Source organism: Streptomyces jeddahensis, from assembly GCF_001642995.1.
In the GTDB taxonomy this organism is placed as follows: Bacteria; Actinomycetota; Actinomycetes; order Streptomycetales; family Streptomycetaceae; genus Streptomyces; species Streptomyces jeddahensis.
Genome location: NZ_LOHS01000156.1, coordinates 149,015 through 173,733, shown reverse-complemented (window position 1 = coordinate 173,733; position 24,719 = coordinate 149,015). Strand labels below are relative to the sequence as shown.

Sequence of the window (24,719 nt, the reverse complement as noted above, 5' to 3'; positions counted from 1 at the left end):
GTCCTCTACCGGACAGCGGCAGAGCAACCGGCCCGCGTCCCGTGCCCGGTCACAGCGCTTGGCGGCCCGGTCGGTTCTCCGTGGATCGGTCTGCCGTCTGTGCGAGACCAGCGCCATGCGGGGCAGCGGACGCCGAACGCGCCTGCTTGGCAGGCGGATCGGCGGCTTTGTCGCCGGTCGCGGTGAGAAAGAGGACCGCCCCCAAGGTGACGAGCCCGAACGCCGCAAGGGTGTGCAGCCGGGCTCTGCGTACGGCGTGGCGCACGGACCAGGCGTGGATCAGCGTAAGGAGCCTGTGCTGCAGCCGACGAGCCTCCTCGGCGTTGGCGCGGGCGTCCGCGAGACCCTGTTCGAAGACCTTGGTCCGCACCGGGTCCTGCTCGCGCGCGAGTTTCACCGCCAGGTCCGCGGCGACCGCCTCGTGCAGGCGGCGCTGAGTGCGCAGTTCGCGCAGGGAACGGTAGGGGCCGTAGTACGCGGCCGGGTTACGCGCGATCGCCGCCCGCAGGGAGGCCATCTCCGGCGCGTCGAGGTTGTCGAGCGTGGCCAGACACGGGGTCAGCGCCTCACCCGTCTGCCAGATGGCCCAGCCGACACCCAGCACCGTCAACGCCAGCCCGCCGAACGCGGCGAAGGTGTCGCCCCAGTCGTCGATCCTGCCGACGGCAGTCAACGGGCCGCCCCCGACCAGCAGCGCGCCCACCCCCGCGACGGCGACGATCGTCCAGCGAGCGGTGGTGCGGAGATCGGCGACCGCGTCGGCGGGCCCGGTGACGACGGGATCGGCGGGCTCCTGAGCAGGCGAGGAGAGGAAGGAGGTCAACAGTCTTCAGGATCCTCTTCGTGACGGAACGTGTGGTCCTCGGCCTCGACCTGCCGCTTGTACGGAAGCCACTGGCGGCCGTCCCAGTGCTGCAGTGCGCCGTCGCTGCCGATGCGCGTGTCACCGATCACCGGCTCGGCGTTGTCGGAGGTGTCCATGAGCTCCAGTATGTCTGGCGTGACCCGGTGCATGGGTAGCATTCCGGCGTCCGAGAACAGGGGGAGGGCCCATGTCCGACGACGCGGAACTCGCGGGCCTGTTAGAGGGGTTGATGTACGCCCATGGTCTGCTGGGCCAGGGCCGGTTGGCTGAAGCCCAGCGTGTGCTCGTCGCAGTGGAAGCAGCGTCCGCGCATGTCGCCGACGTCCAACTGCACTTCATGCTCCATCGGCTGCTCGGCCAGACGGCACGCTCGGAGGGCCGCCTGGCCGACGCGACCGCCCACTACGAGAAATGCCGGGAGGTCGCGGACAACGATGCCCTGAAAAGTGCCGCGCTGGAGGGACTCGCCCTGACGGCTGCGGCAGAGGGCAGACTGAAGCGAGCCGTCCGCCTGTTCGGGGACGCGGCCGACGCCGCCCGCGCCGCCGGAGACTCCGCGGGCTACGCGGCGGTACTGCAGAACCACGCCAACATCGTCACCGCCCACGGTCTCGAAGGCGCCGAGGAACCGCTGCGCCGCGCCCTGGCCGTACAAGGGATCACCGCTTCCCTGCGTGGCGTCATCACCGACAACCTCGCGCACGAACTCGCCCGCCAGGGCCGCCTCGACGAAGCCGCGGAACTGGCCGCCCAGGCGGCGCGGACACTCACCGACGCGGGCGCCGACCTCGACGCCGTCAAGGCGTGGAGCCATCTGGCGGACATCAGCCGGCAAGCAGGCCGTGAGGCCGAGAGCGGGACCGCCTTCACCCACGCCCACGACCTGCTCAAGCGGATCCATGACCACGTCGACGACGAGCACTACGGGCGTCTGCACGACGAACGGATCGCGCAGATCGAGGCGCTCACCGAGACCCACCTGCGCCAGCAGATCTCCTCGGAAGCCGATCTCGCCCTGGAGATCGGCCTCAACGCGACCATGGGGCGCCGGCTCGTCGACACGGCGGAACAGCGGTTCGAGGAGGGCGACCTGGCCGCCGCGGAGGCGCTGCTGATCCGTGCCGAGAGCCACTGGGAGCAGCTGCGGGCGGCGCACTGCATGCCCCAGGTGTGGAATCTGCTGGGCCTGGTCCACCTCTACGCGGGAGCGCCCGGCCGCGCGCTGTCGGTGCTCTCCCGCTCCCGGCATCTGGCCCACGCCCTCGGCGATGCCCTGCGGGAGTGCTTCGCGCTGAGGCATCTGGCCATGGTCAGAAGCCGGTTCGGGCTCGGCGAGGAGGAGGAGCTCGGTCTGCTCCTGCGGGCGCGTGCGCTGAGCGGATTCGCGGCGCGGCGACGGCTCGCACAGGTCGCCCCGGATCTGCCGGAGGCGGCCCTTCCTGACGGCGGGATCCTGATCGACGGCGGAGTGATCGACGGCAAGCTCGCCCAGATATGCGCTCATTACGGAGCCTGGGAGCTCGCCGACGCCTACAGCGAGCGCGCCCTGGCCGCCGCCGAACGGGCAGAGGAGCGCTTCTCGCACCGGCTCGCGGTCCGGCTGGCCGTCCGGCTGCGGATCCTTAAGGAGACCGGACGGACCGAGGCCGCGGCCAAGACCATGGAGCGGCTCGCCGCGCTCGGTGACCGCCGGCCGGACGACCAGACGGTGATGACGGCGCACACGGCGATCGGCTGGTACCGGTTCGAGACCGGGGAGCGCAGCCCCGCACTGCTCGACCACCTGGTGGCGGCGTGCGACGCGTACGAACAACTGCGCCGCAGGGCCCTCGACCTCGGTCCGCTGGCAGACTTCCGCACGTTCCTGGCCCCGCCGTACGCGGAGGCGGTCGAGACCGCCCTGGCGCTCGGCCACGTCGCCCAGGCGTTCGACCTGGTGGAACGGGCGAAGGGCCGGTCGCTGCTGGACGCCGTACGGCACACCGGATCGGCATCCGCCGTCGACAGCACCGACCACGGCTTGCTTGCCCGCGAGCAGGAGCTGTGGCAGAGGCAGCGCGCGCTGCGCGCGGAACTGTCGGCGCGTCCCGAGGGCGAGGACACCGAGGCTCGGGTACGGCGCCTGATCGGGTGGGAACAGCGCCTGGAGGAGGTGCGTCAGGAGCTCACCGGACTCTGGGAGCGGTTGTCTGCCGAGTACCCGGAAGTCCGCGTCCGCCGGATGGCCGAGCCGATCACCGCGACGGAGGCGGCACGCCTGCTCGGCCGCTCCAGTGCCTCCGCACTGGTCGAGTTCTGGGTCGGCCGCGATGCGCTGTACGCGTTCGTGCTGGAGGCGGGACGGACCGAGCCCGTGCTGGTGTCGCTGGGCGGCCATGAGGCGCTGGGCCGGCACCAGTACGCCGACGAGGTACGCGCTCTGCTTGGGGCGAACTCGGTGGAGGACCAGTCGGCGGCCCTCGACACGATCGTGCGCAGTCCCCTGCACAAGGCGGTGCGGGACGTGGTGGAGACCGTGGGCGGCCCAGGCACCCCGGTTCTGGTCGTCCCCCACGGTCTCCTGCACACGGTGCCGCTGCATCTGCCGTCGAACGCCCAGGAGACGCAGCCCGAGCCGGACCGTCAGAGCCGGCCCACGCGATACCTGCCGTCCGCGTCCCTGCTCAGAACCGGCGGTGGCGCGTGGCACCGGGACGGAACAGTTCTGGCCGGGGGCTTTCCGGGGACCGGCTCCAGGAAACTCACGTACTACCGCGGCGAATGCGCCGAAGTCGTCGACCGGCTCGGCGGCACCGCGCACTTCGACGAGGCGGCCACCGCCGACTGGCTGGAGACGGCGGTCAATTCGGCGGACCGGCTCTCCCTGGTTCATCTCGCCTGTCACGGCACGTTCGACGAGCAGCGCCCCGAACGCAGTGGGCTGTTCCTCGCCGGACCTTCCGGATCCGCCACGACCGAGGTCGTGCGGACCGAACGCCTGGCCGCCATGGACTGGACGGGCGCGCTGGTCACCCTGAGCGCCTGCAGCAGCGGCCGCCACCAGGTGCGACAGCGGGACGAGCTGGTCGGGCTCGGGCGGGCGCTCCTGTCCGCCGGGGCGCGCGGGCTGGTCGTGAGCATGTGGCCGGTGGTGGATCGTGACGCGGCGATTCTGATGTCTCTGTTCTACGAGGCGCTGGCCGCCGAACCGGCCTGGGACGCGGACACCGTCGCGGGCTCGCTGGCCGGTGCCCAGCGCCGGATGGCCTCGTGGACCGCCGCCGACCTGATCGACTGGGCGTGCTCACGGCTGGAGTCGCCCGGACGGTCCGCCGACACCGACCGTCTGAGCTTCGCCGCACTGGCCCTCGCCCACCGCAGGGCGGGCAACCACGGTGAGTGCGACCGCTGGTCCGCCCACTCCGGCGGCGTCGAGGGGACGACACAGGAAGGCCAGGCCTTCGACTGGTGGGGGCAACGACACCTGGCCTCCGCTGGCGACGGCTACCTTCAGCGGGTGTTCCCCAGCGCCGCGGCGTGGGGGGCCTTCGCCTTCTACGGCGCCTGACCCCGAACAGGCCGACGAAGGGCTCGTGTTGGAACATGTGCGGAACCTTGCGCGCCGCATCGCTCACGACGACTTCCGGCACGGCCTCGGCAAGTGGGCGGTCGGGCTGGAGAGCGGCGGCAGCGTCAACGCGGAGCGCGGCGTGCTCGACATCGACGTGCCGGGCGGTGCGACCGTGTGGTTCCGGGAGCGGCTCCACGGCCCGTACGTCCTCGAGTACACCGCGACACCGGTCTCGGCGGACGGCGCCAACGACCGTGTCTCCGGCCTCAACAACTTCTGGAACGCGACCGATGTCCGCTCCCCCGTGGTGGAACAACGGCCGGCTGGTCTTCGACTACACGGACCCGGAGCCGTACACTAGCGGCCACTTCGCCTTCCGTACGGTATGGAGCCACTTCCGCGTCACCGGGTGCGCGGTGCGGCGGTCGCCGACGGCTGCTGCTTGAGCGCTGCTGTTCGAGCGCTGCTGCTTGCACGGGCGGACGCAGCCCGTCACCCCGACCTGAGCACCGCGCGCGTCTTGGCCGCGTGTACGGCGGCGGAGAGGGCCTCGATGTCGTAGGCGCCCAGATGGCGGCGGTCGTTGATGAAGAAGGTGGGGGTTCCGGAGACATCGCTCAGGTCCGCGGACTCCACGTCCTCGGCGACCCGGGTGGCCCAGGTGCGGTCGCGCAGGGCCTGGCGGAAACGGTCCGTGTCGAGGCCGAGCTGCTCGGCGTAGCGCACGAGGTCGCGGGCTTCCAGAGCACCCTGGTGCGCGAAGAGCAGCTCGTGCATCTCCCAGAACGCTCCTTGCTCGGCCGCGCACTCCGCCGCCTCGGCTGCCAGCTGGGCATGGGGGTGGACGTCGGTCAGCGGCAGGTGCCGCCAGACGTACCGCACGGATGCGTGCCCGGCGAGCAGCTCGCGGATGACCGGTTCGGCCTGCCCGCAGTACGGGCACTCGAAGTCGCCGTACTCCACGATGGTCACCGGCGCGTCCGCGGGGCCGCGCACATGGTCGCGGTCTGGGTCGACCGGGACGGCGAGGTCGACCATGGTCTCGGCCGTGCCGATCAGGGCCCGCGCCCGGCGGCGTGGCGGAAGGGCCCAGATGACGAGGGCGACCGCCCAGGTGGCGGCGAAGGCGCAGACGACCGCGCTCAGGATGCCGATCTTCGCCTCCTCGAGCTGGCGGCCCTGGAAGGCGAGGGTGGAGATCAGCAGGGACACGGTGAAGCCGACACCGGCGATCGTGCCGCCCCCGGCCACGGCTCCCCAGCCGACCTGCGGCGTCATACGGCCGCGGCTGAGGCGGTTGGTCAGCCACGCCGCGCCGATGATGCCGATCGGCTTGCCCACCACCAGGCCGAACAGGATGCCCAGGGTCACGGGCGATGTGAAGGCTCGGGCCAGCAGGTCGCCGCTGATCACGATGCCCATGTTCGCCAGGGCGAACAACGGCACGATCACATGGCTGGTCCAGGGGTGGTAGAGCTGCTGCAGCCGCTCGTTCGGCGATACCGCCGACCTGAGCCCCCGGCGTACCGACCGCTCGAGCTCGGGCGTCGGCTGTTCACGGAAGGCGCGGAACAGGCCGGTGGCCCGCTCCAGCTCACTACGTGGCGAGGGGTACGCATAGGTCAGTAGACCGAGCGCCAGGCCCACCACGACCGGGTCCACACCCGACTTGAGCAGCGCCACCCAGGCCGCCGCGCCGAGCAGCGCGTACGCCCAACCGTGGCGCACCCCCACCGCGCGGACCAGCAGGATCACAGCGAAGATGCACAGGCCCGCGAGAAGGGCGGGCAGGTCGACGTCCTCGCTGTAGGCGACCGCGATCACCCCGAGCGCGAGAAAGTCGTCGACGACCGTCACCGTCAGGATGACCGTGCGCAGGCGCTCCGGAAAGCGCGACCCCAGCAGCGCGAGCATGCCGAGCGCGAACGCGGTGTCCGTGGACATCGCGGCGCCCCAGCCGTGCACCGAGGAGTGGCCGGCGTTGATGGCGAGATAGATGGCGATCGGCACGATCATGCCGCACACCCCCGCGATCGCCGGCAGCGACAGCTGGCGCCGGTCGCGCAGGTCCCCCATGTCGAACTCGCGGCGCGCCTCCAGACCGACGACGAAGAAGAAGAACGTCATCAGTCCGGCGTTCATCCACTCCCGCAGCGGCAGCGAGACGCCCCGGCCGCCGAGCGTGACCGAGAACCGCGTGTGCCAGAAGTCCTCGTACGACGCGTGCGCGATGTTGGCCCACGCGAGGGCGGCGAGGGTGGCGGCCAGCAGCACCATGGCGCTGCCGGTCTCGGTCCTCAGGAAGTCGCGTAGCGGCGTGCTGGCCGCGCCTCTGACCGAGACGCGTCCGGCGGAGGACGAGGGGGCCGTGGAGTCGGAGTCCGTCACCACGGCATTGTGCCTCGCATTCCCGATCAGGGCATGGTTCGGGGTGTTCCGGCCGGTCAACTTCCTGGGCACGTCATGGGCACGTCCTGGGCACGGCGAAATCCCCGGTCCTGGGCACAGCGAAATCCCCGTGCCAGGACCGGTGCGCTCCGAGAAGATGAGGGCCCATGAACAGACTCGGACCCGTGGAAGCCGCGCGACGGATCGCGGAACAGCGTTACCCGGAAGCCCTGGCCGCCTTCGTGTGTGGGAGCGTGCTCACCGAGCGCCGCACCGCGTACTCCGACCTCGACCTCGTGGTGGTGCTGGACGGCGGCGCGCCCGCCCCGTACCGCAGCAGCTTCGTCGAAGCCGGTTGGCCTGTGGAGATGTTCGTGCACACCGAGGAGACCTGGTGTGAGTTCGTCGAGCGCGAGACGGCGAACCGGCGCTCACCGCTGCTGTTCATGTGCGCCCAGGGCCGGTTGGTTCTCGACCGGGACGGCAGGGGCGCCCGGCTCGCCGAGGAGGCCGGTGAACGGGTCGCGGCCGGGCCACCGCCGGTCGCCCCGGACGAGCTGGAGCACTGCCGATACGTGCTGACGGATGTCCTCGACGATCTCGCCGGATGCGCCGATCCGGTCGAGCGCCTGTTCATCGTCACGACGCTGGCCCAGCGCACCGCCGAACTGGTGCTGCTCGTCCGCGGACGCTGGCTCGGCGCCGGCAAGTGGCTCGCCCGGCGCCTGCAGGCGGCCGAGCCCGGTCTTGCCGGGCGCCTGGAAGCGGCGGTGCGCGACGCCCTCGAGGGTCGCTCCGAGGCACTGGTCGCGCTGGTCGATGAGGTGCTGGACAGCGTGGGCGGGCGCTTGTGGGACGGGTTCAACACTGCCTGAGGCCTGAGGCCCGGTGGGCAGCTGGTTCAGGAGTGTGCCGCGGCCCAGGCGGCCAGTTCCGCCCGGGCCGCGCTCAGCAGGGCGGCGGACGGCTCCGTCGCACGGTTGGTCACCAGGGCGTAGTGCAGGGTGCCCGAGTCGGGGGCAGTGAGCAGGAGGCGGCGGCTTCCGGTGCCGCCGGGTTCCGGGGCCACGGCGATGGGAGCGCTCTCGGCGTAGGCGGGCGGGCCGGTGACCGTCCCGAGGTCGGAGACGACGGTGGTCGCGGAGGTGGGGAAGGACGCCGGGAGGTGCAGCTCCGTGGGCGCGGGGTTGCCGTCCGAACGCCAGAGCAGCAGGCCGTACTGGCCCGAGCCCACCAGCTCGGCGACGCGAGGGAGGGAATCCGGTACCGGGTTCCAGGTCAGGGTCGTGGAGCCGTCGCGCGAGCGGTCCTCGTACGTGAAGGCGACCGTGTCCCCCGCGGTGGCGCTGGGATAGAGGCGGTCCAGGAGACGGGCGTCCTGGCGCAGCACCGCCCGGCCCGAGTCGTCGAGCCGGACCGCGGAGAGGTCTTCGTCGTTCCAGGCGTCCCCCTCGGTCTGCACCTTGTCGGGGTTCCCGTTCATCAGCTCGTGGTGCCGCCCGTTGTAGATGTCCCACTGCCACTGCGTGCCGGACAGGACCGCTCCGGAGTCGGTGGGCCGCGACCACCAGTCGGCGCCGGGCAGACGGGAGTCGAGTGCCTGGTACATGGCCTTGAGGACGGTCGGCGCCTTGTCCGAGACCGCTCCCGACAGCGGGTGGCCGAACTCGCTCACGACCGCCGCCGTACCGGCGGCGTCGGCCCGGTCGCGTACGGCGGCGAAGTCGGCGACGTACTGGCCGTCGCCCGCCTTGCCAGGCATGAAGATCCCTGAGATCGCCTTCTGATCGTAGAAGTGCGTGTTGAAGACGTACCGCGGGCCGAGCGTGCCCGCGTCGAGGAGGCCGCCCTCCTGCTTCTGGAAGGCCAGGTTGGCGTTCCAGAAGAGGTTCGGTTCGACGAAGGCCGGCTTGTTCTGCCAGCCGGCCCTGTCCATCCGGTCCCGGAACCTCTCGTAGAACGGCCAGAGCACGTCGCGCTCCCACATACGGCTGGTCTGCCCCGGGTCGTACGTGCCGGCATGCGGCTCGTTGTACGGGTCGAAGCCCACGACGCCGGCGAACTGCTCGGCGGTGAGGTGCTGAGCCAGGTAGGTCATCGTGGTCTGCGCGGTGTCGAGGAAGGCGTCCTGGACGCCGCGGGCGTTGTGCCAGAAGTCGTACGACGCCTGCTTCACCGCCTCGTTCTGGGTGATGTTCTGGCCCCAGAAGAGGCAGATTCCGCAGAACTCGTCCGGGTAGTCGCCGGCGTCGACGACCCACTTGGGTGCGCCGTCCCCCGTGTACCAGCTGTCCTCGTCGAAGAGGTAGCGCGAGTGGAGGTCCTGGTGGAAGTCGGGGAAGACGCGGATCCCGGCGTCGAGGAAGGCCCGCATCTGGTCGGTGGCGGCGGCGAGATACGCGGTGTCGACCTGTCCGCGCACCGGTTCGGCGTACGCCCAGGACAGCAGGAAGCGCACGGTGTTACCGCCGCCGAGCGCCCGTAGCGCGGCCGCGGACTTGCGGGCGTCGGCAACGGACGCGAAGGGCAGGCCGCGGTTCTCGTCGAGCTTGGTCTCGCCGGAGACGTTGTAGCCGCGCAGCACGACCTCGCGGCCGAGGCCGTCGGTGAAGCCTCCGTCGTCCGCCGTGAGCACGGCGGCGGCCGGTCCGTCGAACCACAGCGATCCGGGGAGGCCGTCGGCGGCGGCCGACGACGGCGCACCCGAACCGGCCGCTGTCAGCAACCCGGCCAGCAGCACCAGCGCACCGATCAGACGCCATGCCACCGTGTTCTTCGCCATGTCCATTACATTCCTGCGCCCACCTTGTGCCCGTCAATACCGCCATCACCGCCCATCACCGCAGGCACCCGCAGGGGGCTTTCGCCGTCCCGTGCAGCACACTGAACCTCCGACCGACCGCAGACCGAGTCCGACCGACCGCTGACCGACCATGGAGGACGTGTGCAACCCCTACGCGGACTGACCGTCGTATCCCTCGAGCAGGCCATCGCGGGGCCGTATGCCAGCCGCCAGCTCGCCGATCTCGGGGCGCGCGTCATCAAGGTCGAGCGGCCGGGGGCGGGCGACTTCGCGCGTCATTACGACACCCGCGTCAAGGGGCTGAGCTCGCACTTCGTCTGGGTCAACCGCAACAAGGAGTCGCTCACCCTCGACATCAAGGATCCCCGCGGCATGGCCGTCCTGCGCAGACTGCTGGCCAGCGCGGACGTCTTCCTCCAGAACCTGGCACCGGGCGCCGCCGCCCGCATGGGCCTGGGCGCCGGCGAGCTGCAGGAGGCGCATCCCCGTCTGATCGTGTGCGACATCTCCGGGTACGGGCAGGGCGGCCCGTACGAGTCGATGAAGGCGTACGACGCGCTGGTGCAGAGCGAGGCGGGGCTGCTGTCCGTCACCGGGTCCGGTGACGAGATGGCGAAGGTCGGGATCGCTGTCTCCGACATCGCCGCCGGGATGTACGCCTACAGCTCGATCCTCGCCGCCCTCCTCGCACGGTCCACCACCGGCAAAGGTTCACATGTCGATGTGTCGATGCTGGAGGCGACCGTCGAGTGGATGGGCTTCCCCCTGTACTACGCCTACGACGGCGCCGAGCCGCCGCCGCGGGCCGGGGCGGCCCACGCGACGATCTACCCCTACGGCCCGTTCACCGCGGGCGACGGCAAGGTCGTCATGATGAGCATCCAGAACGAGCGCGAGTGGGGGGCCTTCTGCGACCGGTTCCTGGGCCGGCCCGAGCTCGCCGACCACCCCGACTACGCGGGCAACGCGAACCGCAACGCGCACCGCGAGGCGCTCGGCCGGATCATCGCCGAGCGCTTCGCTGCGCTGACCGGCGACGAGGCGGCGGCGCTCCTCGAGGCCGTCCCCGTCGCCTACGCCCACGTCAACACCCTGGCGGACGTGTGGAACCACCCCCAGCTGGCGGCCCGCGGCCGCTGGCACGAGGTCGGATCACCATCCGGCCCGCTCCCGGCGCTCGCTCCTCCGGGCCTCGTCGACCCCTCGCCGCGGATGGACCCCATCCCGGACGTGGGCGAGCACACGGCGAAGATCCTCGCCGAACTCGGGGTCCCTGAGGAGGAGGCGGATGCGCTGCGCCGGGACGGGGTGGTGTGAGCGGTTCGCCTCACCAGCCCTCGCTCAGATCACGCCCCGTCCAGGGCCGGGACGCCACCCGCGCATTCGGGGCGCCCGACAGACAGGACTGCTGATGGCGGCACTAGGGACTGTGCGGGGTTGAGAATGGGAGGGCTGGCAGGCTGCGTAGCCATAGGACGGATCCGCGCAGGTGGAGCCCGGCGGTGTAGCTCTCGGGCGTCTTGTCGTAGCGGGTGGCCAGCCCTCGCCATTCCTTGAACTTGTTGATGCAGCGTTCGACGGTGTTGCGGTCCTTGTAGAGCGCGGTGTCGCGGCTGACCGGGCGGCCCCCTGAACGTCCCTTCTTCTTGCGGTTGGCAACCTGGTCGGCCTTCTCCGGGATCACCGCCTTGATATTGCGTCTGCGCAGATAGGCGCGGTTGGCGCGGGAGGAGTACGCCTTGTCACCGGCGGCCGCATCCGGCCGGGTCCGGGGGCGGCCGACGCGCCCACGCACCTTGATCTTCTCCAGGACCGCAACGAAGCGCGGGCTGTCCGCGGCCTGTCCGGGGGTGAGGATGATGGACAGCGGGCGGCAGCGTCGGTCGGCGGCGAGGTGGACCTTACTGGTCAACCCGCCCCGAGACCGGCCCAGTTCTGCGGCCCGCAGTCGTGCACGGTGGCGCCGACGCGGGGCACGGCGCCGTTCCCGCTCGGCTTCTGCCGGCTCGTCGGACGCCTCGCCTGCCGGGTCGTTTTGCCCCCTCGCTGGAGCCCCTTTTCCTCCACCACGGCCTTCTCCAGCTCGTCGAGGAGCTCCACGTCGACCACCATCCCGGCCGCATGGTGATGTGCGCGGGCGACTGTGGAATCCACGCTGACCAGACCGAGATCGATATCACCGCGGGCCGCCGCCTCGGCGATCGCCTCCATGAGCGCCTGGAAGACCCCGGAATTCGCCCACAGCCGGAACCGGTCATAGACCGTCGACCAGGAAGGAGCCGTCGCTCTCCGGCACGTCCCGCCAGGGACTGCCGGTCCGGAACCTCCACATCACCGCGTTGAAGTAGCGGCGCAGGCCGGGAATCGGCCCGGACACCCCCAGCGGCATGTGCGGCTCAACCAACTCCCACCCTGCATCGGTCAGCTCGCCACGCGTCACGCGCCCGGTCTACTGCAGCCGACACGCTCTCGGAGCGGGCGTCACCGATCCAGTGATCCGACCCCGCACAGACCCTACGGCTCTGTTGGCATTTCGCGCCGGGCGCCACGGGTCGTCGGGGGCGTGCGCCAGTCGCGGATCGCTGCCGCGAACCGGTCTGGCGCGTCGGACTGCACGAAGTGGCCGGCGCCTTCGAGAATCACGGTGTGGTGGTCGGCGAAGGTTCGCTCCCACCGCTGCCGCTCTTTGCTGCGAAAGGCCAAGTCGGCGTCGCCCCAGATGATCAGCGTCGGGAGCGACGCGAGGTCGGGGAGTCCGGCTTCGACATCAGCAAGGAAGGCGCGGCTGGCGGTGATTGCCTTGGGTAGTACGGCCGTTGCCTCACGCCGGTCGTGGGTGGCGAGAGCGTTCCGGTAGTGGGCCATCTCCTCGGCGGTCGGCTTCCGTAGCCGGTGCCCGGCAGGGATCATCGCGTTGACGAAGAGGTTGAACTGCCGCATCAGCAAGCGCCCCAGAGGCCCGCCCATCAGGTGGGAAGCGATGTCGACGTGGGGCGCGCCGGCGATCGGCCAGCCCCAGGTGTTGGTCAGCACCAGCGCCTCGAAGGCGGTGGGCCGCTGTTCTGCGGTGGCGAGGCCGATGGGTCCGCCCCAGTCGTGGGCCACGAGGGTGACCCCGCTCAAGCCCAGGATGTCGACGAACGCAGTGACGACCTGGGCGTGTTCCTCGGGCAGATACCGGTAGCCCGGGCGGGCCGATGACAGTCCGAAGCCGGGATAGTCGAGTGCGATGCAGCGGAACTCGTCTCGCAGGGCGCGGATGACGTCGCGATACACAAACGACCAGGTTGGGTTGCCGTGCAGCAACAGCAGCGTGGGCCCTGAGCCTTCGTCGACGTAGTGGATGGTGTGCCCTTCGATGGCGACGAAGTGGCTCTCGAACGGGAACAGTCCGTCGTCGACCCAGGCAGGCCTTTCCGCGTCAGTCATGACTACACCTCAATCTGGCGGCTAGACTTGATTCACTCAAGCACACTTGAGAATGTCAAGCAGGTCTGTCAAGCGGGTGAAATGAGTCGAAGCTACGGCCAGTACTGCGGTCTCGCCCGGGCGCTCGATGTCGTGGGCGACCGCTGGAATCTGCTCATCGTCCGCCAGCTCCTCACGGCTCCCGCCCGCTACCGCGAGCTGCTGGATGGGCTCCCTGGCGTGGCCACCAACCTGCTCTCCGATCGGCTCCGCGATCTTGAGGCCGCCGGTGTGGTCGAGCGGCGGTTGGCCGAAGAGGGCAATGTCGTTGTGTACGCCCTCACTCCCTGGGGCGCCGAGCTGCGGGAGCCAATCGAGGGGCTTATCCGTTGGTCCACGCCGCTCATGGTGCGTGGACCCGGCGGTGACCGTTTCCGCGCAGAGTGGTTCGTCGTCGCCCTTCCGGCCCTGCTCGGCAGCAGGATGGCTGCCGATTCTTCATCGGCGATGGGGGTTGGGGTCGACGGCCGGCTGTTTCAGGTACGGTCGACAGGCTCGGGCGTAGAGGTCGGCCCACATGATGGCCGAGATCTCGACGCAGTCCTCCGCGCTGACGCCGCGATCGTTCTCGGCCTGGCGGCTGGCGTACTCGCCCTCGATGATGTCCGTGGGATCGTCGACATTGAAGGCGATGAGACGGCCGTGCGCGCCGTCTTCGGTGTCTGACGCGCCATTGGGCGTGCCCCGCGGGCGGCGGGACCCGAGATGGCCATCACCGCGGAGACCCCCACGTCCTGGTGAGTCAGGTGGAGCGTTCGTTGCCTGTCCGACGGCGGGCCGCAGCACTGAGGGAGGGAGTGACGTCGGTCCGGGTTCAAAAGGTCGGTCGCTGGTCGCGTGCAGCGGCGATGTACTGGGCGTAGGTGCTCTTGGAGCGCTGCATCAACAAGATCAAGCCTGGCGAGGCCTCGCCAGGCCGCTATGACCAGACCCCGAAAGCCACCAAGGCGGACTGCACTTACGGGGCGCGATCACCTGGATCCACAGCCTCCGACCAGTCACATGGTCAGAACTCAAAACAGGCCCTAGGCCCTGTCGTCAAACTCCCGCCTGCCCCGCGTCGCCTGACGACAGGGCCTAGCTCTGCGGGACGTCCTTGACGAACACGATGCCGTCACTGGCCGCCAGGTGGGCCGGGTCAAGCGGGGAGTAGCCGAACCAGGGGGATACGCGGGGGGCGGGCCGCGTGTCGCCGAGGGCGGTGGCCAGCCGCGGGGCGTCGATGACGCAGCGGTCCTCCGGGAGTTCGTACAGGAGTCCTTCGACGGTGTCCGGCGGCGGCGTGTCCACTCCCTGGTGCCGGATCGTGCCGAGAGCCGTGGCCAGGAAGGCGTACTCCTCGCCGAGTTGGGCGCTCACCAGCGCGCCGGCGCTCCACCACTCCACCGGCCCCTGCCACATCTGCATCGTGCTCTTCTCCCGCTGGAGATGAGAGTTGTGGGCGTGGATGAGTGCCGGGCCCCGAGCGGCGATGGCAAGGAGGTTGTGGGCCATCATCAAATCCCGCAGCGCGCACAGCCGGGTCATGCGGGCCGGTGAGGTGTCGGCCATCCAGTAGTGGTAGCGCAGCAGGCCGGTCGCGGTGCGCCCGTACAGGCGCGCCCGGTCCCAGTTGTCCGGCGAGGTCGCCGTGATCAGGTGCGGCGTCTGCGCGTCGAGCAGCGCCACCAGATCGTCGGCGAGCAGCCGCAGTCGACTGGCCTCGGCCGACTGCCCCATGGATTGGGTCGGGTCCATCATCGCGGCGGGGTTGGTCCACCGGTCGTCGGCGCCAAGCAGGCGGTCGAGCGTTTCTCCGGTACAAGGGAGCAGGTCCGCGTCCACCCGGGCCGCGAGGTAGCCGTGGAGTGCGGTGAGGGCCTGCCGGGGGCTCGCGGCGCCGGTGATCTCCAGCGGGCCGTCGAAACCGGCGAAGCGGAGCCGCTCGGACGTGGGCCGGCTGTCGTTGTGGGCGCGCATCCAGCGCACGAGCTCGCGGTTGACCGCGGCTGTGCCCCAGCCGTGGCTGAATCCGTGCTCCATGACCTCGTCGAGAGTGCCCGTGCCCGAGGTGACGTAGTCGTCCACGACCAGGCCCATCATGCAGTCGCTCTCGATCGCGATCGTCCGGTATCCCTCCTGCTCGACGAGCTGCCGGAAGAGCTCGTTGCGCAGGTCGAGCAGAGTGTCCTCGCCGTGGGTGGGCTCGCCCAGGGCGAGCAACCGGGGCCGGGCCGGGAGCAGCCTCATGACGGCGGCAGCCTCGACGGCATGGGCGGCGTCCTTGATGTCAGTAGCCATGCCTTCAACGGTATCGTTGAATCTTCGATTGAAACTTTCTCCGCGATATCCTCGGCTCATGGGCCGAAACCTTCAAAACGGTGAGCGACTCAGGCCGGTTGATCTGGCGCGCGGGCATGGTCTGTCCACGCAGGCGATCAGGAACTACGAGGAGGCCGGCATCCTTCCGGCCGCCGGTCGCACACCCCACGGCTACCGCACCTACACCTCGCTGCACGCGGGGGCCCTGCGCGCGTTTCTTGCCCTGGTCCCGGGGCACGGCCACCAGACGGCGACGTCGATCATGCGGGCCGTGAACCAGGGCGCGGTCGATGAGGCGTTCCGCCTCATCGACGAGAGCCACGCCCAGCTCCTCGACGACCGGCGCACCGTTCAGGCCGTGGAGAGCGCCCTCCGCGACCTGGAGCCCACCACGGCGCCCGATCCTGGTGTGGGGTCTGAGCCAGCTCCGGTGTCCGGGCCCGGCGGCACGTTCATCGGGCCGCTGGCAGGGAAGCTCGGAATCCGGCCCGCGACGCTGCGCAAATGGGAGCGCGCCGGGCTGGTGCGCCCGTGCCGCGACCCGCGGACCGGGTACCGCGTCTACGACGAGGCCGACGTACGGGACGCCCGGCTGGCCCACCAGCTCAGGCGGGGCGGCTACCTGCTGGAGCAGATCGCCCCGCTGATCGCCCAGGTGCGGGCGGCCGGCGGGCTGGAGCCGCTGGAGGCCGCGCTGTGCGACTGGCACGGTCGGCTGTCTGCCCGTGGGCGGGCGATGCTGACCGGGGCCGCAGAGCTGGAGGCGTATCTCCGCGAGCGCGGATGAGACGTCGGGCGCCAGCCGAAGAGAAACAAGAGTCACAGGCGGTTCCGTCTCCGGTGACCCGTCCACCGATGTCGGCCTCGTCCCGGGCTGAGCCCTACTCCTCATCGACCGCAGCCGGATCACCCAGGGGCCGCAGGCCACGGCAGATCGGGGAGCCGGAACCTGGTCGACGTGCGAGAGGCGGCCGTACTTCAGCGCGTCGGCCCGCCATGCCTGGTCCGCGTCCGAGTCGAGCGGCGGCGTCGGCTCGAACAGCGCGGCCATCGCGGCGGCCAGTTCGTGCCGGGCGCCACCTGCTCGATGGGCTCCCACATCGCCTCCGGGTCTCCACCTCGGCGGGGTGATCTCCCCGGTGTCGGTGTCGACCTGCTCGCTTGTGGTGTCGAACACCGAGGCACCGAATGATCCACAAGGCCCGCCACAGCGTTCAGGACGTCGCCCGGCTCGAAGGCTTCGTCTGCGCAGACGGCTTCGTCCGCGCAGACGGCTTCGGCCGCTTCCAGCGGAATCCGGCCGACGAAAACCGAGAGACGGCGCCAGACACGCTGTTCGGCAGCGGAACACAGGCGGAAAGTCCAGTCCAGTACGGCCCGCAGCGAGCCGTGCCGCGGGTGCGCGGACGGGTCGCCGTTACTGAGAAGGGCAAGCCGCTCGTCCAGCCGCTGCACCAACTGCTCAAGCGACAGCGTACGCAGCCGTCGCGCAGCGAACTCGATGGCGAGTGGCAGCCCGTCCATGCGCTCACAGGCCCGGAACGCAAGGGCCGCGTCCCGCCCGACGGGTGCGAAGTCGGGGCACACGGCACGCGTACGGTCGACGAGCAGCCGCACCGCCTCGCTCACCGAGCCGTCGGCCGATGATCCGAGCGGCACCGCTCCGTCTGGTGATCCAACCGGCAGTGGTCCGACGGTGAGAAGGTGTTCCTCCGGCAGACCGAGCGCCCGCCGGCTGGTTGCCAGCACCGTAACCCTGGTCGCGCCGGAGAGGATCTGCCTGATCAGCCGGGCACAAGCGTCCGAGAGATGTTCGCAGTTGTCGAGTACGAGCAGCATCTCCCGCTCGGTCAGGGCGCCGAGAACGCGGTCCACGGGCGGGCGCGCCTGGTCGCGTGCGGCGGCGTCGAGAGCGGTGAGGATCTTGTGGGGCAGTATGTCTGCGTCGGTGACGTCGGCCAGTTCCACCCAGCGGATCCCGTCCCGGTAGCCGAGCTGGCCGGAGCGGGCGGCCCGCTGGGCGAGCCGGGTCTTGCCGACGCCACCGGGACCGGTCAGATTGACCAGCCGGGCTGTCACCAAGAGCTGTTCGATCTCCTTGAGTTCGTTCTCGCGCCCCACGAACGACGTGGTCTCCGCCGGGAGGCGTCCGGCCATCGAACCGGTCGGAGCCGTTGGTCCGGTCGCGGCGGCAGCTGAGGCAACCGCGGAGGGCGGGCCGGGCCGCCGTAGCCCCGAGACCTCCTCCCAGCGCCGCAGCCACGGCGCCTCGTCGGTCACCCCGCAGGCTCACGCTCTTCCTTTGGTATCCGTAGTGATGTGTCACCGGTCGGAGTCATGCTGTGTGTCCGGAGTCAGCGTTGGCGTCGTATCTGAGTGCGTAGATCGAATGCGTGACCCTTTCGTGGGGGTGTCGTTGATCGGATGACAGCATCGCGGGTGGGGAGGGGGCATCGATGAGCCGGAAACTGCCGCTCGCCGAGGGCGAGACTGCCCGAACCGCATGTGCTCGTGCCGTCCTGCGCACCGCAGTGGACGAGAAGACCGGCGAGCTGCTGCCTGCATCGGTGCTGGCGGAGCGGGTCGGCTGGGCTGCCGGTCTGGTCTCCGGCATGGTCGGTGCGCTGCTTGCCGAGCACTGGAACACCACCGACGTGGGCCTGCTCGCCTCTGGGGAGGACGCGGGCGGTCGAAAGCTGCCGTCGAACGCTTGGACGGCCCTGCGGCGTCTGGGCTGGACCACCGTTGCGCCCGCGGGTGTGAAGGTCAACGACCGCATCGTGCGCATGGCTCAGGAACAGGCCGGCCGCATGCTGCGGGCGGCGAAGTGGCGTGCCGACCTCACCGCCGGGGTGCTCGCGACTTGGCCCGCTGATCCGGCCAAGCGTACGGGTGAGGAATGGGATGCCGTCCGTGAAGCGGTGCCCAGGGGTCAGTTCCTGCCGTCCAGTGTGATCAAGTCCCGCACACGGCAGGCCTTGGCCTTCGCGAGGCAGCACGGCCGTCTGCCGGTCGACGTGTTCGAGCTGAAGCCCGCACCCCGGACCGCCCGGATGCTGCTGCTGTCGGCGTGCGACGGACAGCAGGCCACGCTCGAACGCGGCGACGAGCCGGGCCGGGCACTGCTGCGCCTGCAACTGCCCACGCGCCCCGACCCGCGCTCCTACCGGGATTGGACCTGGGTCGCCTGCCCTATCACGCTGCCGCCCACCATCCCTGCCAATGCGGTGCTGCACCTGCCTACCCTGCGCATCCACCTGGGCAGAGTGCGGGCTGATCTCGCCTACACCCACGCTGTCCCGAAGGCGCAGCGAACCGGGCACTCGGTCGCACTCGGCGTGGACTGGGGCCTCAATACACTGTTGTCCGCCGGGGCTGTCCGACTCCACGACAACGGGCGTATCACTGCCCTCGGCAGCGGGGGCATGCTCCGCGCCGCCGGCGTCCTGGCGAAACAGCACCGCCTGCGCCGCCTGTCCGAGCTTCTGCATGCCAAGACTGACCAGTACCAGCGGCTCATGGCCGGGGACGATCAGCACCGACTGGCCGCCAGGCACCAGCTCCTCACCGACGAGATCCGGCACGTGTCCGCCCGCCGGTCGAACCTCAACGACTCTCTGGCATCGCCGCACGCGGCCTCACCCACCAGGCCAAGACCGTCGTCGACCGCATCACCAGCACCATGGTTATCCGCTCGGTGGTCGACACGCTCGAAGCCACAGCAGTGGTCACCCCTACCCTCAAGAAGACCAGCCGGGACCGGTCCAAGACCGGACCCACCCGGCCCCGATCCACACGCCCCGCGCCCAGGCGACGCAGGGCACCCTCCCCCACCGGCCCATGCGGCCCGGTAGGCAAGCGTCCGGAGGGACACGCTCACACGGACCGGAGGCGGCTGCCCCGCGCAGCCCACCGGCACCAGGGCGTGACGACGATCAGCACACCCACCACCCGCCGACACCGGCCACGAGGAGCAGCACTGGGCGCGGGATTCCACCTGCACGCCCACGCCACCCCTCCACGGTGGGCAGAACCCATGCAAGACGCTATATCTGACATGAGATCGCTAGGCTGATCAGAGACGCTCGCACGAACGCCGACACGACAGGCCAGCTCGGGAGCCGCTGCCCCGCCGCTGCCGAGGACAGCGCCGAGGCCGAGAAGTTGGCGCGCTTGGCAAGGTCGCGATAGGGCGTCCGGCCTGTGCGCTCCCGTAACCGGCGCAGTTCGTGGGCGAACTCCTCGACCGGACCAGCTGCCGGATCGAGCTCCGACTCGGGCCTTCCCACCGCGCTCCCCTGCCGCCACACCCGTCATTGACCAGATTTTGATGAGCGATTGTCCTACCAGACCGGGGCGGGTCGAGGTCAACAACACCCAGGTCGAGACTGGCGGGAACGGCCCGTCACGGGGGCGGGCCGATGTCCTGGCGGAGAAGAAAGACAGGCGCATGGGAATCTGGTTCAGGCGTGCGGTGTGGGTGGGGTTGGCGCTGCTGCCGGTGGTCTTGTACCTGCTGCTGCAGGTGATGGGCCTGGACGACGCGGACCGGCTGGCCGGAGTGCTCAGCCTGGTCGTGGCGCTGGCCGCTCTGGTGATGCAGTGGCTGACCTACGCACAGCAACGAGGGAATCGGCCGAATCCCACTGTGTCCGTGATCAAGGAGCAGTTGACACCGTCCGGCTCGGGTGACCGGAACACCACGGTGAACATCGGCTCGGCGACGACCGACCGTACCAGCGGAAACACCGGGCACATCAGACAGACGGTCATCAATATCCGTACAGGTTCGCTGTCCGCCCTGTGTGTGATGGCCATGCTGCTCATCTCCGGGGTGGCGCCGCAGTGGCTGGGCGGAGAACGCGACGGCCAGGGCGACGTGAGCGACGCGGCACCGGGTGAGTCGTCCGGTGCCTCGCCCTCGACGACCGACGCGGCCCCGTCCGGGGACAGGCCGTCGAGCAGCGGCGCTCCATCGGCCGACGGGCCCGCTGCGGCATCGGTGACCTCCTGTCGTGGAGGGGCCCCCGTGCCGAAGCACGACATCCTGTTCGATCCCTGCATCACCAGGTCGGATCGCGCAGTGTCGCTCTACGTCAAGGTGCGGGGCGACATCGTGACCGCCGACAAGCCGGTCACCAGGTGGATCTGGGTCTGGCTGTACAACGTCGACTCCAAGGAGAAGCACGCGCTGCGGCACTGCTCCATGGCGATCGACACCAAGCCCACGCGCTGCGGGCCGTTCACGGTGACCCCACCGGAGCCGGGCACCTATGTGACCGCTGTGGAGGTGACGCTGGACGACACGTCCCCGGCAGCCTGGAGCGACGAGTCCCTCGCGGGTACGCAGAGCGGCGGCGTGACCTGGCTGGGATGAGGCCGGGAGGCGCCTGAGCCGATCCGGGCCAGTCGGCCGCGCCGTCAGGTCGCGGGCGCGCCCAGGTCGAGTGCGCCCAGGTCGAGTGCGCCCAGGTCGAGTTCGGGGCCCTGGTCCGGGCCCCGAACTCGGCCGAAGGACTGTCGTGATGCGTCAGGCCTCGCCGCGCAAGCGCTCCGCCTCCGCGCTGAGCCAGGTCGCGCCGACCATCTCGACGTTGCGCCCGACGCCGTCGGCGGCGCGGATCAGCGCGTCGGCCGTCGCCTGGGTGTCGTCGGCGGCCCGGGCGCGGGCGGCCTCTGCCAGCGCTTTCGGCGCCGCCGCTTCCGATGCGCCGGCGAGCTGCAGCGACGTCGCAGCGCGCTCGGCCGTCTCAGCCGCCTGCCCGTACTGTTCGTCGGTCCAGTACGCCCACGCCAGGTTGTGGAGGCAGACTCCTTCGGTGCGCGGATTCTCCATCTGCGACGCTGCCTTGAGGGCCGCCTGCAGAGCTGTCAGCGCCTCCGCGAACCGCCCCAGCGCAAGCAGGGCCACGCCCTTGGCGTTGAGTGCGTAGTCGGTCGCCTCCGGGATGCCCGCGTCCTTGTAGGCGCGTACCGCGCGGTCGCCGGCTGCGATCGTCTCCTCCCAGCGGCCCATGGACAGCAGGGCCGTGAAGCGGGCGTTCCATGAACGGGCCTCGGTGAGCGCGTCCCCGGTCGCGGCGGCCAGTCGGTGCAGCCGATCGGCGGCGTCGAGGGCCGCGGCACCGTCGCCCAGAGTGCTCTGGGCGAGGCTGAGGCTCAGGATGGCGTGCACCTCGGCTTCCGCGTCGCCGTTCTCGTGGGCCAGGTCGCCGGCCCGGCCCAGGGGTTCCACGGCGGCGTCGAGGCGGCCCAGCTGCCGGTAGGTGTCACCGAGGCCGAACATGGCGTTCTGCAGGGCTTGGCGGTCGTCGACGCGCTGTGCCAGGTCGGCGGCCTCGCGGAACAGCTCGGCGGCGTCCGGGAGCGGGCCCCCGGTGAGCCGGGCGTGCCCGAAGCCGATGAGGTGCGCGAGACGTGCCCGTTCGTCGCTCAACTTCCCCTCCAGAGTGAGATGCATCGAGAGAGCCGTCAGCACTGAGCCTGCCCAGACCATCCACTCGCTGATCCCGCCGAGGACCAGAGCGGCTTCGTCGAACTGTCCGGCGCGCACTCGGTGCCTGAATTCGCGCCGGTACGGCTGGATGTCGTCCAACGTCCGCCAGTCCGAGCGGGGCGGGGCGACGCTCGCGTACCAGTCGGCCGCCCGCCGCTCCACGGACTGCCGCCCGAGCACGCCGACCCGTGGCATGGCGCCGTACGCGAGGTCGGCGTCCATCGGGTGCAGCGCGAAGGTACGGGTGGTCCGGTCGACCGACAGCATGCGCACCCGTACCAGGTGGGACAGGATCGGTGCGACGTCGAGACCGGGGTCGAGGCCGGCCACGATCCACTCGATCGCTTCTCTGGTCACGGGTGTGCGCAGCACGGCGAGGACGTTCAGGACGGCGCGGCTATCGGAGTCGAGCCGGCGGTACCGGTCCTGGGCGAGGCCCGCGACCACGTCGCCGCGCAGGGTGAAGCTCTCCAGCACTTCGTGGAGAGTGGGCAGCACCAGGGTGTCGTCGGCCATCGCGCCCACCAGCAGCTCCAGGGCGCGCGGGACCCCGTGGACACGGACCGCCGCCTGCAGCAACTGCTCGTCGGACAGCTCGGCGAGGCCCAGGCTGCCGTCCTGGTCGAGTTCGCGCAGCAGCGCGACCGCCTCGGTGGGAGGCAGCCCTTCGGACAGTTCGATCTCTGCGGCGAAACGGCGCAGCTCGGGCGCGAGCCGTAGCGGCACCTGCGAGGTGACCAGCAGCCGCGGCGTGGATCTGGCCCGGAAGAGACAGTCGAGGAAGATCGTGAGTTCCTCGTCCTCGAGTCGGCCGTCGTCCTGCAGCAGGTCTTCGAGGTTGTCCAGCAGGATAACGAAGAGCCGGTCCCCCATCGCGGCGAACAATTCGCCGACCTTGTCGTGTACGGAGCGATTCGTGGCCCAGATGCCCTGCAGCCGCGCTTCCTGTTCGCGCCCGAGGAGTTGGGCGCAGTCGAAGTAGATGCGCTCCAGGGAGATCCCCGACGTCCGCGTACTCAGATTGACCAGCCCCGAAGGCGGGGGCGCCTGGAGGTGGCCCGGCCACTCGCCGCCCTCCAGCATTTCCATGACCTTGGCGGCGACCGCGCTCTTGCCCATGCCGCGCCGTCCTGTGACCGTCACCATGCGGAAGGCCGGGTCGGCGAGGTGACGGCCGATCATTTCGCGTTCGTGAGTGCGGTTCTTGAACAGTTCGAGCCCATGCGCGACCGGCAGCCCGATGACCTTGGAACCTTCGTCGGAGATCCCGGAGTGCGCGCTCGTGGCACCGCCCGTCGCGTCCACACCCGCCGGGGCGCCTCCCACCTCGGGCAGCGGCTGCAGGTCGGGAATCCCCAACAACCCGGCCAGCTCCGCCCGGCGCGGTTCGCCGACCCGGCGCAGGATGTGGTCGATACGGGCCGCGGTCAGCCGGGCCGCCCCTTCCCAGCGGTGGTGTTCCGCGACCACCCCCACGATGTGGCTGCCCGCCCATACCGCCGCCCCCGACATTCCCGACCACGGCGAGGTGTGCGGATCCGGGTCGGCGGCCGCCGCCGCGACCGTGATCTCCAGGGTGCCGGTTCTCAGGTTGGACAGCGCCGCCACGGTGCCGTCGGCCTGATGCAGTTCACGGAACCGCCGGCCGTCGGGGCGGCGGCGCTGTTTCCACAGCGGGAACCCCGCGGCGTGCACGTCGACGACGGCGTGACGGTCGTCGGCGATACGGCCGAACCGCGCGGGCGCGACGGGCGCGGAACCCGGCGGCGGCGCGAAGGCCAGGACGGCCACATCGGTGTCGGCGTCCGACCAGGCCACCGACGCCGGCACCATCCACTGGCCCGGCCGGTCGGCATCGAAACGTATCTGCACGCCGTCGGCGTCGGCCACCACATGCGCTGCGGTCAGCACCGCGGTGTCCGTGACCCGGTACCCCGAGCCGCGCCGTCCGCCACCGGCAGAGGTGACGACGATGATTTCGGCAATGCGGTGCGCGTCCAGTCCGACATCGGTCGGCCGTGCGGTCACCGGCCGCCCGGCCTGGCCCGGGATCGGCTGCCCCGGACGGCCAGGGGTCGACTGCCCGGCCTGGTCCGGGGTCGGCTGCCCCGCCCGGCCCGGGATCGGCTCCCCCGTCTCGCCCGGGATCGGCTGCGTTTCCGTCATGAGCTGGTCAGTCCTCGTCGGGCAGCTCGTCGCCGGAGATCAGCGCCGCTTCGTCCGGCCTGTCCGCGCGTACCGGCTGCAGCGTCAGCGTGATCCGCTGAGTGGTCATGGCCGACCGCCGTGCCGTGGCACCGGCGTCGAACACCCAGAAACGCACCTTCACCCCGGGCTCGGCGGTCCGCTCCACCCCCACGGTCAGCTCCAGCTCGAGCTTCTCCGCCTTGAACCGCAGGTCGGTGTGGGCCCCGGCCCACATCGCCTTGCTCAACTCTTGGCGAAGCTGCCAGATCATGTCCGCCAACTCGACCGCGTCATCCACCAGCAGCCCCTATCAACGTGCCCGACAAACCGCTCACATGCTCCGCCACATCATCACCGGGCAACCCCAGGGCAATTGACTCTTGCAGCCCATCTGTGACACGGGGGACGCAGGCCGAGCAAAGGCGTCGCACGGAGCACATTCACCACGTTCTCGAACGATTGAACTCCCACGCGGATCATAGCGGCAGCTTCCAGGCGTCCCCCTGGTTGACTCGGTCAACTCACCTTGGCTGCGGGCACGTTCTGAACGCATGGGAGCTTCGGCTGAACCACGACGGCGAGGGCAAGGCCACGCCTACGGCCGTCGAACCGTCGGCGTTGCGATGGAAGCTGAGGCTCATGCCAACTCCCTGCGTTCGAG

The 24,719-nt window shown here is 70.4% G+C and carries 16 protein-coding genes and 4 pseudogenes; 8 read left to right on the top strand and 12 right to left on the bottom strand.

The features are described 5' to 3' along the window. Positions 1 to 49: 49 nt before the first annotated feature. Positions 50 to 823: a hypothetical protein gene (locus STSP_RS31970; RefSeq protein ID WP_067284496.1), complete on the bottom strand. Its 774-nt coding sequence runs from the start codon at positions 821 to 823 to the stop codon at positions 50 to 52. Next, on the bottom strand, positions 820 to 981 hold the full coding sequence (locus STSP_RS31965; RefSeq protein ID WP_157902952.1) for a hypothetical protein: 162 nt from the start codon (positions 979 to 981) through the stop codon (positions 820 to 822). The genes STSP_RS31970 and STSP_RS31965 overlap by 4 nt, the downstream gene beginning before the upstream one ends. Positions 982 to 1,052: 71 nt before the next feature. Here STSP_RS31965 and STSP_RS31960 point away from each other — a divergent pair, with 71 nt between their 5' ends. Together STSP_RS31960 and STSP_RS31955 are read left to right on the top strand one after the other, a co-directional pair. Beyond that, a complete protein-coding gene (locus STSP_RS31960) occupies positions 1,053 to 4,412 on the top strand; it encodes a CHAT domain-containing protein (protein WP_067284494.1) in 3,360 nt (1,119 codons plus the stop codon). Beyond that, positions 4,339 to 4,861: pseudogene (locus tag STSP_RS31955) on the top strand (DUF6250 domain-containing protein). Before STSP_RS31960 ends, STSP_RS31955 begins: the two are co-directional and overlap by 74 nt. A 46-nt stretch (positions 4,862 to 4,907) precedes the next feature. On the opposite strand, the gene nhaA reads toward STSP_RS31955, so the two are convergent. Then, on the bottom strand, positions 4,908 to 6,803 hold the full coding sequence (gene nhaA, locus STSP_RS31950) for a Na+/H+ antiporter NhaA (RefSeq protein ID WP_067284534.1): 1,896 nt from the start codon (positions 6,801 to 6,803) through the stop codon (positions 4,908 to 4,910). A gap of 167 nt (positions 6,804 to 6,970) precedes the next feature. Here nhaA and STSP_RS31945 point away from each other — a divergent pair, with 167 nt between their 5' ends. Next, positions 6,971 to 7,678 carry a nucleotidyltransferase domain-containing protein gene (locus STSP_RS31945; RefSeq protein WP_067284492.1) on the top strand — a complete coding sequence of 236 codons (708 nt, stop codon included), beginning with the start codon at positions 6,971 to 6,973 and terminating at the stop codon, positions 7,676 to 7,678. Between the two features lie 26 nt (positions 7,679 to 7,704). On the opposite strand, the gene STSP_RS31940 is transcribed toward STSP_RS31945, so the two are convergent. Next, the gene (locus STSP_RS31940; protein WP_107441467.1) at positions 7,705 to 9,585 is read right to left on the bottom strand and encodes a cellulase family glycosylhydrolase; all 1,881 of its coding nucleotides are present in this window, start codon (positions 9,583 to 9,585) and stop codon (positions 7,705 to 7,707) included. A 162-nt stretch (positions 9,586 to 9,747) separates the two neighbouring features. Between STSP_RS31940 and STSP_RS31935 the strand changes: the two genes are divergently transcribed. Next, complete coding sequence (locus tag STSP_RS31935) at positions 9,748 to 10,923, top strand: CaiB/BaiF CoA transferase family protein (RefSeq protein WP_067284490.1); 1,176 nt, start codon at positions 9,748 to 9,750, stop codon at positions 10,921 to 10,923. A 103-nt stretch (positions 10,924 to 11,026) separates the two neighbouring features. Here the strand turns inward: STSP_RS31935 and STSP_RS37800 are convergent. Both STSP_RS37800 and STSP_RS31920 read right to left on the bottom strand, forming a co-directional pair. Further along, positions 11,027 to 12,046 (bottom strand): annotated as a pseudogene (locus STSP_RS37800) (IS5 family transposase). Between the two features lie 74 nt (positions 12,047 to 12,120). Next, a complete protein-coding gene (locus STSP_RS31920; RefSeq protein ID WP_067284487.1) occupies positions 12,121 to 13,035 on the bottom strand; it encodes an alpha/beta fold hydrolase in 915 nt (304 codons plus the stop codon). 81 nt (positions 13,036 to 13,116) lie between these two features. On the opposite strand from STSP_RS31920, the gene STSP_RS31915 reads away from it, so the two are divergent. Continuing rightward, positions 13,117 to 13,740, top strand: coding sequence for a winged helix-turn-helix transcriptional regulator (locus tag STSP_RS31915; RefSeq protein ID WP_067284486.1), 624 nt, complete (start codon positions 13,117 to 13,119; stop codon positions 13,738 to 13,740). 411 nt (positions 13,741 to 14,151) lie between these two features. Here STSP_RS31915 and STSP_RS31910 read toward each other — a convergent pair whose 3' ends face one another. Continuing rightward, complete coding sequence (locus STSP_RS31910) at positions 14,152 to 15,354, bottom strand: erythromycin esterase family protein (RefSeq protein WP_067284485.1); 1,203 nt, start codon at positions 15,352 to 15,354, stop codon at positions 14,152 to 14,154. Positions 15,355 to 15,412: 58 nt separating this feature from the next. On the opposite strand from STSP_RS31910, the gene STSP_RS31905 reads away from it, so the two are divergent. After that, positions 15,413 to 16,162: a TioE family transcriptional regulator gene (locus STSP_RS31905; protein WP_067284484.1), complete on the top strand. Its 750-nt coding sequence runs from the start codon at positions 15,413 to 15,415 to the stop codon at positions 16,160 to 16,162. 201 nt (positions 16,163 to 16,363) lie between these two features. Here STSP_RS31905 and STSP_RS41380 read toward each other — a convergent pair. Beyond that, positions 16,364 to 16,555 (bottom strand): annotated as a pseudogene (locus tag STSP_RS41380) (hypothetical protein); the annotation flags it as partial. 560 nt (positions 16,556 to 17,115) lie between these two features. After that, positions 17,116 to 17,532 (bottom strand): annotated as a pseudogene (locus STSP_RS41375) (AAA family ATPase); the annotation flags it as partial. A gap of 374 nt (positions 17,533 to 17,906) precedes the next feature. Between STSP_RS41375 and STSP_RS31895 the strand changes: the two are divergent. Further along, positions 17,907 to 19,229, top strand: coding sequence for a hypothetical protein (locus STSP_RS31895; protein WP_232789869.1), 1,323 nt, complete (start codon positions 17,907 to 17,909; stop codon positions 19,227 to 19,229). Positions 19,230 to 19,421: 192 nt separating this feature from the next. Here the strand turns inward: STSP_RS31895 and STSP_RS37795 are convergent, their stop codons facing one another. Then, complete coding sequence (locus STSP_RS37795) at positions 19,422 to 19,664, bottom strand: helix-turn-helix domain-containing protein (protein WP_078067675.1); 243 nt, start codon at positions 19,662 to 19,664, stop codon at positions 19,422 to 19,424. A 161-nt stretch (positions 19,665 to 19,825) separates the two neighbouring features. On the opposite strand from STSP_RS37795, the gene STSP_RS39405 reads away from it, so the two are divergent. Continuing rightward, positions 19,826 to 20,752 (top strand): hypothetical protein, encoded by a 927-nt coding sequence (locus tag STSP_RS39405; RefSeq protein ID WP_067284482.1) that lies wholly within the window; start codon positions 19,826 to 19,828, stop codon positions 20,750 to 20,752. Positions 20,753 to 20,905: 153 nt separating this feature from the next. Here STSP_RS39405 and STSP_RS31885 read toward each other — a convergent pair whose 3' ends face one another. Then, complete coding sequence (locus tag STSP_RS31885; RefSeq protein ID WP_067284481.1) at positions 20,906 to 24,037, bottom strand: tetratricopeptide repeat protein; 3,132 nt, start codon at positions 24,035 to 24,037, stop codon at positions 20,906 to 20,908. Between the two features lie 7 nt (positions 24,038 to 24,044). Then, positions 24,045 to 24,356, bottom strand: a complete 312-nt coding sequence (locus tag STSP_RS31880; RefSeq protein ID WP_078067666.1) for a trypco2 family protein — start codon at positions 24,354 to 24,356, stop codon at positions 24,045 to 24,047. Positions 24,357 to 24,719: the final 363 nt, after the last annotated feature.